The sequence below is a fragment of the Pseudomonas sp. ANT_H4 genome (genome assembly GCF_008369295.1).
GTDB lineage: Bacteria > Pseudomonadota > Gammaproteobacteria > Pseudomonadales > Pseudomonadaceae > Aquipseudomonas.
In genome coordinates, this window is record NZ_VOBG01000019.1 from 35,654 (window position 1) to 48,579 (window position 12,926).

Sequence of the window (12,926 nt, forward strand, 5' to 3'; positions counted from 1 at the left end):
ACCTCAACGGTGACAGGGGCTTTTTCATAAGCCTGGATCAGGCCTTGTCGCGAGCCAACAATGCCTTGAGATAGAAGCCAGTGTGAGACTGCGTCATCTCCGACACTTGTTCCGGTGTACCGACGGCAATGATCTGCCCACCTTTGGAGCCGCCCTCAGGGCCGAGATCCACCAGCCAGTCGGCAGTCTTGATCACGTCCAGGTTATGCTCAATCACGACCACTGTATTGCCGTGGTCGCGCAAGCGATGCAGCACGTCCAGCAACTGCTGGATATCAGCGAAGTGCAGACCGGTGGTCGGCTCATCAAGGATATACAGGGTCTTGCCGGTATCGCGTTTGGACAGCTCACGAGACAGTTTCACCCGCTGTGCCTCGCCACCGGACAAGGTAGTCGCCGATTGCCCCAGCTTGATGTACGACAGGCCGACATCCATCAGCGTCTGCAGCTTGCGCGCCAGTGCCGGGACGGCATCAAAGAACACTCGCGCTTCTTCAATCGTCATTTCCAGCGTTTCGTGGATGTTCTTGCCCTTGTACTTGATCTCCAGGGTTTCACGGTTGTAGCGCTTGCTCTTGCATACATCGCACGGCACGTAGATGTCCGGCAAAAAATGCATCTCTACCTTGATCAGGCCATCGCCCTGGCAAGCCTCACAGCGTCCACCCTTGACGTTGAAGGAGAAACGCCCTGGGCCGTAACCACGGGAGCGGGACTCCGGTACGCCAGCGAACAGCTCGCGAATCGGCGTGAACAGCCCTGTGTAGGTCGCCGGGTTGGAGCGCGGTGTACGCCCAATCGGGCTCTGGTCAATATCGACCACCTTGTCCAGATGCTCCAGGCCCTTGATGCTGTCGTGAGCCGCGGCCTCCAGGGTGGTCGCGCCGTTCAGTGCGGTAGCGCTCAAGGGGTACAGCGTGTTGTTGATCAGTGTCGACTTGCCAGAGCCGGACACGCCGGTCACGCACGTCAGCAGGCCCAGCGGAATCTCCAGGTCGACATTGCGCAGATTGTTGCCACGTGCCCCCTTGAGGTGCAGCGCCATCTTCTTGTTGCGTGGGGTGCGTTCGGCTGGCACGGCAATCTTCACCCGACCTGACAGGTACTTGCCGGTCAACGAGTCAGGATGCGCCATGACTTGCGCTGGCGTGCCCTCGGCAACAATATGCCCACCATGCACGCCCGCGCCGGGACCGATGTCGACGACATAGTCGGCCAGGCGAATGGCATCCTCGTCATGCTCGACCACGATCACGGTATTACCGATGTCCCGCAGGTGCTTTAGCGTACCGAGCAAACGGTCGTTGTCGCGCTGATGCAAGCCGATGGACGGCTCATCGAGGATGTACAGCACTCCTACCAGGCCGGCGCCAATCTGACTCGCCAAGCGAATCCGCTGCGCTTCACCACCGGAAAGGGTGTCGGCGCTGCGGTCCAGTGACAGATAATCCAGGCCAACGTTGACCAGGAATTGCAGGCGCTCACGAATTTCCTTGAGGATCTTGTCGGCAATTTCCCCGCGGCGACCGGTCAGTTTTAGCGTGCCAAAGTATTCGCAGGCATCGCCAATCGGCAAGTTGGTCACTGCCGGCAACGTCTTCTCGCCAACCCACACATGCCGCGCCTCGCGGCGCAGCCGGGTGCCCCGGCAATCCGGGCACGATTGGGTGCTGAGGAACTTGGCCAGTTCCTCGCGCACACTGGCCGACTCGGTCTCGCGGTAGCGCCGTTCCAGGTTCGGCACGATCCCTTCGAACGGATGGGAGCGTTTGACGATGTCGCCCCGGTCGTTCAGGTACTTGAAGTCGACGTTCTGCGAACCGCTGCCATGCAGGATGACTTTCTGCTGCTCGGCCGGCAGTTCGTTGAACGGCACTTCCAGGCTGAACTTATAGTGCGAGGCCAATGAGCCGAGCATCTGGAAGTAATAGACGTTACGCCTGTCCCAGCCGCGTATCGCACCCTCCGCCAACGTCAGGTCACCGTTGACCAGACGCTTGATGTCGAAGAATTGCTTAATCCCCAGGCCATCACAGGTCGGGCAAGCGCCGGCCGGGTTGTTGAAGGAAAACAGCTTGGGTTCCAGCTCGCTGATGGCATGGCCGCAGATCGGGCAGGCAAAGCGCGCGGAGAAGATGATCTCTTCGCCGGGCTCGTCGTCCATCGGCGCCACTAGGGCGATACCGTCCGCCAGTTTCAGCGCGGTCTCGAACGACTCAGCCAGGCGCTGTTGCAGATCGGCACGCACCTTGAAGCGGTCGACGACCACATCAATGGAGTGCTTCTTCTGTTTATCCAGCTTGGGCAGCTCGTCCAACTCACAGAGCTTGCCGTTGACCCGCGCCCGGACGAAACCCTGGGCGCGCAACTCTTCGAACACTGAAAGGTGTTCACCCTTGCGCTCGCGAATCACCGGTGCCAGCAGCATCAGCTTGGCGCCTTCCGGCCGGGCCAGTACCAGGTCGACCATTTGGCTGACGGTCTGGGCTTCCAGCGGGATGTCGTGATCCGGGCAGCGCGGAATACCGACGCGGGCATATAGCAGGCGCAGGTAATCGTAGATTTCGGTAATGGTGCCCACGGTGGAGCGCGGGTTATGGGAAGTCGACTTCTGTTCGATGGAGATCGCCGGCGACAGGCCTTCGATGGTGTCGACGTCTGGTTTTTCCATCATCGACAAAAACTGCCGGGCATAGGCCGACAGCGATTCCACATAGCGACGCTGGCCTTCGGCATACAGCGTGTCGAACGCCAGGGACGACTTGCCGGACCCGGACAGGCCGGTAATAACGATCAGTTTGTCCCGGGGCAGGGTCAGGTCGATGTTCTTCAAGTTGTGGGTTCGAGCCCCACGAATCACGATCTTGTCCAAAGTGGCCTCGCACGGCGGGCGTAAACGCAGGAGTATACGGTTAAATACTGGATGAATACACACTATCAAATCACCCGGCGCAGCCTTACATGAAAGCTGCGCGGCAAAGCGCCGCATATACCCTCTCAAACGATGGGACTGATAGAATCGCCGCCGGTTCACACGAGGTTTTTCCATGCACGATCCCCACAGCGAACGCATGAGTGGCAGCGAGACCCGCGCGGCAAGCGGTCTGGCCCTGGTGTTCGCCTTCCGTATGCTTGGCATGTTTATGGTGTTGCCGGTCCTGGCGACCTATGGAATGGACCTCGCAGGCGCGACCCCGGCCCTCATCGGCCTGGCAATTGGGGCCTATGGCCTGACCCAGGCGATTTTTCAGATTCCGTTTGGGTTCATTTCCGACCGCATCGGCCGCCGGCCGGTGATTTACCTCGGACTGATCGTTTTCGCCCTCGGTAGCGTGCTGGCGGCCAATGCCGATTCGATCTGGGGCGTGATCGCCGGACGCGTCCTGCAAGGTGCCGGGGCGATTTCTGCTGCCGTCATGGCGCTACTCTCTGACCTGACCCGCGAACAGCACCGTACCAAAGCCATGGCCATGATCGGCATGACCATCGGGCTGTCATTCGCCGTGGCCATGGTGGTCGGCCCGTTGCTGACCCGTGCCTTCGGCTTGTCGGGGTTGTTCCTGGCCACGGGCGGCATGGCCCTGGTGGGCATCCTGATCGTTGCCTTCATGGTTCCGCGTTCAGCCGGCCCGTTGCAGCACCGCGAGTCAGGCGTCGCCCGCGAGGCGTTGTTGCCCACACTCAAGCACCCGGACCTGCTGCGCCTGGATTTAGGTATCTTCGTATTACACGCAATGCTGATGTGCAGCTTCGTAGCCTTGCCCCTGGCCCTGGTAGAAAAAGCCGGGCTGCCCAAGGAGCAGCACTGGTGGGTTTACCTCACCGCGCTGCTGATTTCATTCTTCGCCATGATCCCGTTCATCATCTATGGCGAGAAGAAACGCAAAATGAAACGAGTTCTACTGGGCTCCGTCGCGACATTGATGCTCACTGAGCTATTCTTCTGGCAGTTCGGCGACAGCCTGCGGGCGTTGGTGATTGGCACGGTGGTGTTCTTTACCGCGTTCAACCTGCTGGAGGCTTCATTGCCTTCGCTGATCAGTAAAGTTTCACCGGCCGGCGGCAAGGGCACGGCAATGGGGGTGTATTCCACCAGTCAGTTCCTCGGTTCGGCCCTCGGCGGGATCATGGGCGGCTGGATGTACCAGCATGGCGGTTTGTCGGTTGTGTTCCTTGGATGCGCCGGGCTGGCTGCACTTTGGCTGGTCTTTGCTGTTACCATGCGCGAACCTCCATACGTCACAAGCCTGCGCCTGCCGTTATCGCCCGAAGCGATTCGTGACGCCGGTCTGGTAGAGCGCCTGAAGGCCGTCGTCGGAGTAACGGATGCAGTCGTGGTGGCTGAAGAAGCCGCCATTTACATCAAATTGGACACCGAATTATTGGATCGCGCGACGCTTGAGCAACTGGTCAATCCAGTGCCGACAGCGCGCCCAGCTTAGGAGAACGTTATGGCCCGTGGGGTTAACAAAGTCATATTGGTCGGTACATGCGGCCAGGATCCCGAAGTTCGCTACTTGCCTAACGGTAACGCCGTGACCAACCTGAGTCTGGCGACCAGCGAACAGTGGACCGACAAGCAAACTGGCCAGAAGGTCGAGAAAACCGAATGGCACCGTGTGTCGATGTTCGGCAAGGTCGCAGAGATCGCCGGTGAATACCTGCGCAAAGGTTCGCAGGTCTACATCGAAGGCAAACTGCAGACCCGCGAGTGGGAAAAAGACGGTATTAAGCGTTACACCACTGAAATCGTGGTCGACATGCAAGGCACCATGCAACTGCTGGGCGGCCGTCCACAGGGCGACCAACAGGGCCAGGGCGGCATGTCCAACTCGGCGCCACGTCCACAGCAGTCCCGTCCGCAGCCAAGCCAGCAGCCTCAGCAGCCTCAGCGTGAGTCGCGTCCAGCGCCACAGCAGGCCGCCCCGCAACCAGCAGCTGACTTCGACAGCTTTGATGACGATATTCCGTTCTAGCGGTCTCTTGAGACCAGGATTATCGAGCAACACCCAAAACCCCCGCAGCCATCGGCTTCGGGGGTTTTTTATTGGGCGCCAGCATTTGTCCTCATGGCTCACAAAATTTAGGCTATCTGCGCCCCCATCAAAGATGAAGGAAAGCCCATGACCTGGTCAGCCAAGCAGTATTCGATGTTCGAACAACAGCGCACACGTCCCGTCCGTGACCTGGTCGCAGCCATTGCGGATGCTGACGTGCGCACGGCTGTCGATCTGGGATGCGGCCCGGGCAACTCCACTGAAGTGCTGGCCGAGCGTTTTCCCGCCGCAGTGGTCACCGGCATGGACAGCTCTGATGACATGCTGGTCAACGCCCGTGAGCGGTTGCCCGCGCTGAACTTCGAGCTGGCGGACATTGGCGCATGGAGCCCGAACCAGCAATACGATGTGATCCTCGCCAATGCCTCGCTGCAATGGCTGGCGGACCACGCCGCGCTTTACCCACATCTGGTGAACCAACTGACACCCGTAGGCACCCTGGCGGTGCAGACCCCGGACAACCTCGATGAGCCGGCCCATCGCCTTGCCCGTGAAGTAGCCGCGGATGGTCCATGGGCAGGCAAGATCGGCACGGTCAAGCACAACGAGCGCCATACGGCGAGCTTCTATTACGAGCTGCTTAGCAAGCATTGCAGCACCGTCGATGTGTGGCGCACCACCTATCACCACCCGTTGGCCGGCGGTCATGGCGCCGTGGTGGAGTGGTTCAAAGCGTCGGCGCTGCGTCCGTTCCTGGCGCCGTTGGACGAGACTGAGAAAAGCGCTTTCCTCGATGCTTACCTGGCGCGGATCACTCAAGCGTATCCGGCCTTGGCCGATGGCACCGTATTGCTGCCCTTTCCGCGGCTGTTCATCATCGCCACTCGGTAAGTATTCAAGCGATCAAGTGGCGGTCACGCTGGCGCTTGAGCTTGCAAGAATTCATCTGTCGACACCACGCTGGCATACGCAAACCCCAATGATGACATGAAGGCAGCATGCACCTGAGCCGCTGGCACGGTCATACCGTTGAACTCCAGATCGCGGGTGGCGCAGGCGTCGTGGATCACTGTCACGCTGTAGCCAAAATCCGCTGCTGCACGCACCACGCCATCGATGCACATATGGCTCATGCTGCCGACCACCACCAACTCGGTGATGCTGCGCTGCTCCAGCAGTGTCCTCAGGTTGGTTTCGCGAAAGGAATTGACGAAGTGCTTGAGCACGACAGGTTCGCCGGCCTGATTCAGCACCTTGGGATGCAGATGCGCGCCTTCGGAACCCGGTGTGAAGAAGGGCGCATCTTCGTTGGTGAACTCGTGACGAATATGGATTACCGGCTTACCGGCCTGGCGAAACGCCTCAAGCACCTGCGCCGCCTTGTCTGCCGCCGCTTCAACGCCGCTCAGTGGCCACTTGCCTTGGGGGAAGTAGTCGTTCTGGATATCGACTAGGATGAGCGCTTGCTGGGTCATGGTTGTTTCCTCGTGAATAACTGTGGCGTCCAGTATCGTGGCTGGCGAGCCGTCCGGGGATTGGCCGCACCGACAATAGCAGGGGGAAAACTGACAATGGCTTTGGAACGCACGGTCGTCGAGGTGGGCGTCCTGATCTATAGCGGTGCGCAAATGGCTGCCGTACATGGCTTGACTGACCTGTTTGGCGTGGCCAACCGTATCGCCGCCGAGCATCAGTCCGAGCAGTTGCCATTACTGCGCGTCAGCCATTGGCGGGCCGATGCCAGCGAGGTGCCAAACCGGGTGTTCGACAGCTTGCCGGGCCCAGGCCAGCACTTGATGGCGGTGTTGATCCCTCCCTCGATTGGCGAGTTTTCCGAAGAGCAGGGGCCGCCGCAACTGCTTGATTGGCTCCGCCAGCAACATGCTGGCGGGACGATCCTGGGTGGTGTGTGCATCGGCTCGATTCTGTTGGCTAAAAGCGGTTTACTGGACGGTCGTAGCGCGACCACCCATTGGTCTTCGGCCAAGTCCTTTGCCGCCCGTTACCCGGCGATTCGCCTGGAAGCCGACAAACCCATCGTCGACGACGGCGACATGATTACCACCGCCGGGTTGATGGCCTGGTCCGAATTGGGCTTGCGCCTGGTGGACCGCCTGCTCGGCCCGAGTATTGCCGCCAGCACTGCGCGTTTCCTGGTGATCGAGCACAGCGACAGCGCCAGCCAGTGCGGCAGCAACTTTGCGCCGATCCTCAGCCATGGTGATGGGGCGATTCTCAAGGTGCAGCATTGGTTGCAGGCCAGTGGTGCGGTGGATGTTTCTTTAGCGGCGATGGCGCAAGAGGCTGGCCTGGAGGAGCGTACGTTCCTGCGGCGATTTCGCAGCGCCACTGGTTTGAAACCCACCGAATACTGCCAGCACCTGCGGGTCGGCAAGGCGCGGCAGATGCTGGAATTCACCAACGGTACCCTCGACCACATCGCCTGGACCGTGGGCTATCAAGACCCCAGCACCTTTCGTGCCCTCTTCAAGAAAATCACCGGATTGGCGCCCAGCGATTACCGCAACCGCTTTGGTGTGAACCCCACCAGCGTCAGGGTTTGATTAAGCGTTGTTGTCGATCACGCCACGGCAGATGGAGAGGTTGCCGGTCTTGGTGCAGACCTTGCTGCTGAATCGGATAAACCGGGCAGGTTCGAAGCGCTTTTTCGACCATCCTCAGTAACAGTACTCGTGCAAAATGCGCGGCGCAAAATCTGCGATCGTGCAAAATAAACGCCGCCAAACCCATTCGTCTGCCGCGAATGGGCGGCTTGCCCGGTTGGCGCGATCCCTGCACCTTCGAGTCCATTGCAGGACTCACCGAAGGGGAGAGCCATGACCCGAAACAGCCCGGCAAAACTGGTGGTCGCCCACTCAACGCGTCCCTCGGCGCCCCAGCACGAGGTCGAGACCAATAAGGCCCTGGCCCGCTGGCTGGCGCAGATACTGGGATGGGAGTTCGGCGGCAGCTATGACCCCGCGCGTCACAGCGAGCGCAACCTGTACCTCGTACCGACGCAAACTCTGGTGGGGCCTGCCCAGGCGCTGAAATTGGGCATCAAAGGCCCCGAAGACTTGTGGGGTGGTTATGTCGACCACGACTTCATTTGCACCAAGGCCATCAGCCACGGCCTGCGCAGCAAGGACGCATTTACCCCTGAAGGCTGGTCGCAGTTGTTCTCGGAGCGCGTTCGCACCGCGGTATTGGAGGGCCTGAGCGTATTTGCCCTGGCTGACGCGCGACCAGCCGCCGCCCACTTGCTGTGCAGCGGCCCGGTTCGTCTCAAACCGGTGCACGCCTGCGCCGGTCGCGGCCAGGAAGTGATCGAGAACATCGACCAATTCGACGCGATTCTGGCCCGGCCCAATGCAGCGAAGCTGTTTACCGAAGGCGTAGTACTGGAGCAGGACTTGCGCGATGTGATCACCCACAGTGTCGGCCAGAGTTTTATCGGCGATCACGTCTTCAGTTACTGCGGCGATCAATACTTGACCGAGGACGGGCAGGGCGAAGCGGTCTACGGCGGCTCCAACCTGCTGGTGGTCCAGGGCTATTACGAAGACTTGCTCGCACTCGACCTGCCCGATGACATGCGCCTAGCCATCGAGCAGGCGCAAACCTTCGATAATGCCGCAGACGAGGCCTATCCCGGTTTTTATGCCTCGCGGCGTAATTACGACATCGCCCAGGGGCTGGACAGCGAAGGTAAACAACGCAGCGGTGTGCTGGAACAATCCTGGCGTATGGGCGGGGCCAGCAGCGCGGAAGTTGCGGCGCTGCAAAGCTTTATCAAACACCCCTACCTGCGGGTGATTCGTGTGTCATCCGTGGAAACCTACACGGATCAAGTGCTACCCGCCGATGCCATCGAGGTCTATCGCGGGCCGGCGGAAAACAGCGACTTTCTTCTCAAGTACGTAACGGTCAAATCATATGACGGCTAGAAGCGAAACCATTGGGATCGATATCGACGACGAACAGATGAGCGGGACATTCCTCAGTCCCAAATCGAAAGTACCGGGGGTGTTGTTTGTCCACGGTTGGGGCGGCAGCCAGGAGCGAGACCTGGAGCGGGCCAAAGGCATCGCCGGCCTCGGTTGCGTGTGCCTGACCTTTGATCTGCGCGGGCACGCCGGTAACGGCATTCCATTATCGCGGGTCACCCGTGAAGACAACCTGCGCGACCTACTGGCAGCCTACGACCGGTTGTTGGCGCACCCGGCCATCGACACCTCGGCAGTGGCGGTGGTGGGCACCAGCTATGGTGGCTACCTGGCCGCGATTCTCACCTCGCTGCGCCCGGTGCGCTGGCTGGCGCTGCGGGTGCCGGCGCTGTACCGCGACGAGGAATGGCTGATGCCCAAGCGCGACCTGGACAAGGCCGACTTGTTGGATTACCGCAGCGCCCTGGTGCACGCCCAGACCAACCGCGCCCTGCATGCCTGCGCGGCGTTTACCGGTGATGTGCTGATTGTCGAGTCGGAAACCGATGACCATGTGCCCCACGCCACCATCATGAGCTACCGGGCGGCCTGCCAGCAGACTCACTCGCTGACCCACCGGATTATCGACGGTGCCGACCATTCGTTGAGCGATCCGGTATCGCAGCAGGCCTACACCTCAATCCTGGTGGACTGGATTACCGAGATGGTGGTGGGTGAGCGGCTCAGCATCATTCAGTCCCGATGACTTCATGGGGGCGTCTTCTTCACCCGCAATGCCTTGGCCTTTGCCTCCACACCGAGGTACATCACCAGGGCCACCAGCAGCGGCAAAATAAAATAGATCGCCCGGTAGGCTATCAACCCAGCCAGCAAGCTGCCTCGCGACGCTTCATGCTGCAACAACGCGATAAACACCGCTTCGAGCACCCCAAGCCCGGCTGGGATGTGCGTCACTACCCCGGCAATGCTGCTGATCAATAACACGCCGAGTACCACCGGATACTCCAGTTGCTTGGGCAACAAGGTAAAAATAACCGCCGCCATCAGCGACCAGTTCAACGTGCCGAGTGCCAGTTGCAACAGCGCCATGCGCAGCGACGGCAGGTTGATTTCAATCCCCCGCACCGACCACGCCCGCCGCTGGGAAAACCGGCACGCCGCCAGGTAACCCGCACTCATCAGCAACAGCAGCACGCCCACCCCTTGCAGCGCACCGCTGCTGAGTTTCCACCCCGGCGGCAACGTCACCAGCCCGCTGCTGAACACCACGCCGGCCAGTGCCATGTAGCCGAACCAATTGGTCGCCAAGCTCAAGCCGAGGATTTTCGCGATATTGCCGTTGCTCACCCCAAGCCGCGAATACAGCCGATAACGCATGGCGATACCGCCGACCCAGGCGCTGAGGTTGAGGTTGAACGCGTAGCTGATGATTCCCACCGGCAGGATCTGTTTCCAGCGCAACGGCTGGCGGATGTAGGTGCGGCCGATCAGGTCGAAGCAGGCATACACCAGGAAACTGCACAGGGTCAGCCCGGCCGCAATCAATAAGGTGCGCAGCTTGAAATCGCCTAATGTGTCGAACACTTCGCTCCAGTCGATGCGCCGGGCGAGCAGGGTAAACAGCACGATCAGCAGCAGGAAAAACACCACCGTCAGTGGCTTCTTCCAACGCTTGAAACCGTGTCGGCCGGTATCAGCCGCGTGGGCTTGAGTCATGGTCCTGGCTCCCGGTGTGTTCATGGACGAAAGGTTTCAAGCGTGGCTTGTGAGCCGGCAGCGAGCCGATCCACACCGGGAAATGGCGCAGCACGTGAAACACCACAAAACCCACCGTCACCCGCCATAGCCAGCCGCGCGGCGTACGGTTTTCCGGCATGGTCGTGCAGTGATTTTTGCTCAGCACTTGCAGGCGCTCGAACAGCTGTTGATTGAACACTCGATCACGAATCAGCACATTGGCTTCCAGATTCAGCGACAGGCTCAGCGGATCAAGATTGCTTGAACCCACGGTGCTCCATTGCTCGTCCACCAGCGCCACCTTGCCGTGCAGCGGGCGGTCGCAATACTCGTGGATCACCACGCCATCCTTGAGCAAGTAGTCATAGAGCATGCGTGCTGCCAGCTTGGCCATCAGCACATCCGGCTGGCCCTGCATGATCAGTTGCACCTGCACCCCGCGCCGGGCGGCGTTGCGGATTTCCCGCAGCAGGCGGTAGCCGGGAAAGAAGTAGGCGTTGGCGATCACCACCCGCCGCTGGGCCTTGCGCAGAGCGTGCAGGTAGGCCTCTTCAATGTCCGAACGGTGTTGCAGATTGTCGCGGTAGATCAGCCGCACCATGCCGTCTGCGACTCCCGATTCCCACGACGAAGGCTGTTGTTCGCGCCGGCGCCAGCCTCGTCGGGTGCGCACTTGGCGACCGCTTTGCGCCAAGGCGAAGTGATGCAGGTCGGCCACCGCCGGGCCGATCACTTGCACCGAGTAATCCTGCTTGGCCTCGGGGCCGAAATCCCCCAGGTGATCGGCCGAAAAATTGATCCCGCCGATAAACGCCACGGTAGCGTCCACCACCACGATCTTGCGGTGCAGGCGACGAAACCAATTAGTGCGAAAACCCAGAGTCTTGGACGCTGGGTCGAATATTTGCACGGTTACGCCAGCCTCGGCCAGCTCGCTGAGAAACGCCGCACTCAGCTCGCCGCAACCAAAACCATCAAGGCTGACCACCACCTTGACCCCGCGCTGCGCCGCCTCGATCAGGATGCCTTGTAGCTCATGGCCGACCTTGTCTTCGAAGAGGATAAAGGTCTCCAGCAGAATCTCCCGCTGGGCCTGGCGCAACGCGTCGAAGACCTTGGGGAAATAGGCCTCGCCGTTTTCCAGCAGCTCAACCTGGTTGCCACGCTGCCAGCCATAGTCCAGATCCCTGGCCGCCGAATCGTCCGGCGGTTGGTCGGTAGCGATGTGTTGCACCGCGACTTTTTCCACCGGGGCGCTGCTCATAGCTCGATCTCCACCGACAGCGGGGCGTGATCTGACAGATGGGACCAGGGCCGGGTGCTCAGCACCTGAGGTTGGTGAGCCTTCATATTGCGCACATAGATGCGGTCTAGCCGTAGCAACGGCAGGCGCGCCGGGAAAGTGCGGGCCAGTTTGCCGTGGGCTTCGACGAACACTTCCCGCAGCCCGCTTTGGCTGAGATCGGCTTGCTGGCGCCAGTCATTGAAATCTCCAGCGACGATCAGCGGTGCGTCGGCGGGAATCTCGGCGATACGGTGCGCCAATAGCCTCAACTGCTGTTGGCGATGAACCTCGCGCAAGCCGAGGTGGACGCAGATTGCGTGTACGTCCTGGGCGTTGCCGGGCAGTCGCAACACGCAATGCAACAACCCGCGGCTTTCGTGGCCGCTCTGGGAAATGTCGAGGTTGTCGTAGCGGATGATCTGAAATTTTGACAGCAAGGCATTGCCGTGATCGCCATAGGGGTACACCGCGTTGCGACCGTAGGCGAATTGCGGCCAGATGCTGTCGGCGAGGAATTCGTACTGAGGCATGGTTGGCCAGTTGCTGTAGCGCTTGGGATGGCGCTCGTGGGTGCCGTGGACTTCCTGGAGGAACACCACGTCGGCGGCAACGCTGCGCACCGCCTCGCGCAACTCAGGCAGGATGAAGCGCCGATTGAGGGCGGTGAAACCCTTGTGGGTGTTGACCGTCAGCACTGTGAAGCGAGTGATGGCGGCGGCGGGCGTGACGGGTACCCCTTCTGGAATCGCGGCCATGGTTGCTCCCGTGCGTGCGTGATGTTTTTGATGACCTCCGTTCTAGGGTGACTGTGATTTTCCAGAGAAAGTTTCGACGGGCCTACAGACGGCACACATCCAATGTGTGCTGTCGATGATGATTCAGTGCCCGCCCACCACCCGTGTCGAGGTTTGGCTTATGCGGAAAAATAGAGGTATTGGCATTTGATATTTGCCTGGCGAG

Annotated in this window: 11 protein-coding genes; 6 read left to right on the plus strand and 5 right to left on the minus strand. The window is 60.4% G+C overall.

The window, feature by feature from the left end:
• Nucleotides 1–37: 37 nt before the first annotated feature.
• Nucleotides 38–2,872, minus strand: coding sequence for an excinuclease ABC subunit UvrA (gene uvrA, locus FQ182_RS21445; RefSeq protein ID WP_149413627.1), 2,835 nt, complete (start codon nt 2,870–2,872; stop codon nt 38–40).
• Between the two features lie 175 nt (nt 2,873–3,047).
• On the opposite strand from uvrA, the gene FQ182_RS21450 reads away from it, so the two are divergent.
• From FQ182_RS21450 to tam, 3 genes are all read left to right on the plus strand, one after another.
• Nucleotides 3,048–4,442 (plus strand): MFS transporter, encoded by a 1,395-nt coding sequence (locus FQ182_RS21450; protein WP_149413626.1) that lies wholly within the window; start codon nt 3,048–3,050, stop codon nt 4,440–4,442.
• Nucleotides 4,443–4,451: 9 nt separating this feature from the next.
• Complete coding sequence (locus tag FQ182_RS21455) at nt 4,452–4,976, plus strand: single-stranded DNA-binding protein (protein WP_133103468.1); 525 nt, start codon at nt 4,452–4,454, stop codon at nt 4,974–4,976.
• Nucleotides 4,977–5,123: 147 nt separating this feature from the next.
• Nucleotides 5,124–5,888 (plus strand): trans-aconitate 2-methyltransferase, encoded by a 765-nt coding sequence (gene tam / locus FQ182_RS21460; RefSeq protein ID WP_149413625.1) that lies wholly within the window; start codon nt 5,124–5,126, stop codon nt 5,886–5,888.
• Between the two features lie 23 nt (nt 5,889–5,911).
• On the opposite strand, the gene FQ182_RS21465 is transcribed toward tam, so the two are convergent.
• Nucleotides 5,912–6,472: a cysteine hydrolase family protein gene (locus tag FQ182_RS21465; protein ID WP_149413624.1), complete on the minus strand. Its 561-nt coding sequence runs from the start codon at nt 6,470–6,472 to the stop codon at nt 5,912–5,914.
• Nucleotides 6,473–6,568: 96 nt separating this feature from the next.
• Here FQ182_RS21465 and FQ182_RS21470 point away from each other — a divergent pair, with 96 nt between their 5' ends.
• The 3 genes from FQ182_RS21470 (at nt 6,569) to FQ182_RS21480 (ending at nt 9,689) form a co-directional block, all read left to right on the plus strand.
• Entirely contained in the window at nt 6,569–7,561 is a 993-nt protein-coding gene (locus FQ182_RS21470) for a GlxA family transcriptional regulator (protein WP_149413623.1), read from the plus strand.
• A gap of 273 nt (nt 7,562–7,834) precedes the next feature.
• A complete protein-coding gene (locus tag FQ182_RS21475; protein ID WP_149413622.1) occupies nt 7,835–8,944 on the plus strand; it encodes a DUF3182 family protein in 1,110 nt (369 codons plus the stop codon).
• On the plus strand, nt 8,934–9,689 hold the full coding sequence (locus FQ182_RS21480; protein ID WP_149413621.1) for a S9 family peptidase: 756 nt from the start codon (nt 8,934–8,936) through the stop codon (nt 9,687–9,689). Before FQ182_RS21475 ends, FQ182_RS21480 begins: the two co-directional genes overlap by 11 nt.
• Before the next feature lie 2 nt (nt 9,690–9,691).
• Here the strand turns inward: FQ182_RS21480 and FQ182_RS21485 are convergent, their stop codons facing one another.
• From FQ182_RS21485 to FQ182_RS21495, 3 genes are read right to left on the minus strand one after another with little or no spacing between them, the layout of a single operon-like run.
• Nucleotides 9,692–10,660 carry a lysylphosphatidylglycerol synthase domain-containing protein gene (locus tag FQ182_RS21485; protein WP_149413620.1) on the minus strand — a complete coding sequence of 323 codons (969 nt, stop codon included), beginning with the start codon at nt 10,658–10,660 and terminating at the stop codon, nt 9,692–9,694.
• Nucleotides 10,638–11,945 carry a cardiolipin synthase ClsB gene (gene clsB / locus FQ182_RS21490; RefSeq protein WP_149413619.1) on the minus strand — a complete coding sequence of 436 codons (1,308 nt, stop codon included), beginning with the start codon at nt 11,943–11,945 and terminating at the stop codon, nt 10,638–10,640. Before clsB ends, FQ182_RS21485 begins: the two co-directional genes overlap by 23 nt.
• Nucleotides 11,942–12,721: an endonuclease/exonuclease/phosphatase family protein gene (locus FQ182_RS21495; protein ID WP_149413618.1), complete on the minus strand. Its 780-nt coding sequence runs from the start codon at nt 12,719–12,721 to the stop codon at nt 11,942–11,944. The genes clsB and FQ182_RS21495 overlap by 4 nt, the downstream gene beginning before the upstream one ends.
• Nucleotides 12,722–12,926 lie beyond the last annotated feature (205 nt).

Coding starts and splice junctions, on each gene's coding strand:
- FQ182_RS21450 (WP_149413626.1), top strand. CDS start 3,048: ATGCACGATCCCCACAGCGAACGCATGAGTGGCAGCGAGACCCGCGCG.
- FQ182_RS21455 (WP_133103468.1), top strand. CDS start 4,452: ATGGCCCGTGGGGTTAACAAAGTCATATTGGTCGGTACATGCGGCCAG.
- tam (WP_149413625.1), top strand. CDS start 5,124: ATGACCTGGTCAGCCAAGCAGTATTCGATGTTCGAACAACAGCGCACA.
- FQ182_RS21465 (WP_149413624.1), bottom strand. CDS start 6,472: ATGACCCAGCAAGCGCTCATCCTAGTCGATATCCAGAACGACTACTTC.
- FQ182_RS21470 (WP_149413623.1), top strand. CDS start 6,569: ATGGCTTTGGAACGCACGGTCGTCGAGGTGGGCGTCCTGATCTATAGC.
- FQ182_RS21475 (WP_149413622.1), top strand. CDS start 7,835: ATGACCCGAAACAGCCCGGCAAAACTGGTGGTCGCCCACTCAACGCGT.
- FQ182_RS21480 (WP_149413621.1), top strand. CDS start 8,934: ATGACGGCTAGAAGCGAAACCATTGGGATCGATATCGACGACGAACAG.
- FQ182_RS21485 (WP_149413620.1), bottom strand. CDS start 10,660: ATGACTCAAGCCCACGCGGCTGATACCGGCCGACACGGTTTCAAGCGT.
- clsB (WP_149413619.1), bottom strand. CDS start 11,945: ATGAGCAGCGCCCCGGTGGAAAAAGTCGCGGTGCAACACATCGCTACC.
- FQ182_RS21495 (WP_149413618.1), bottom strand. CDS start 12,721: ATGGCCGCGATTCCAGAAGGGGTACCCGTCACGCCCGCCGCCGCCATC.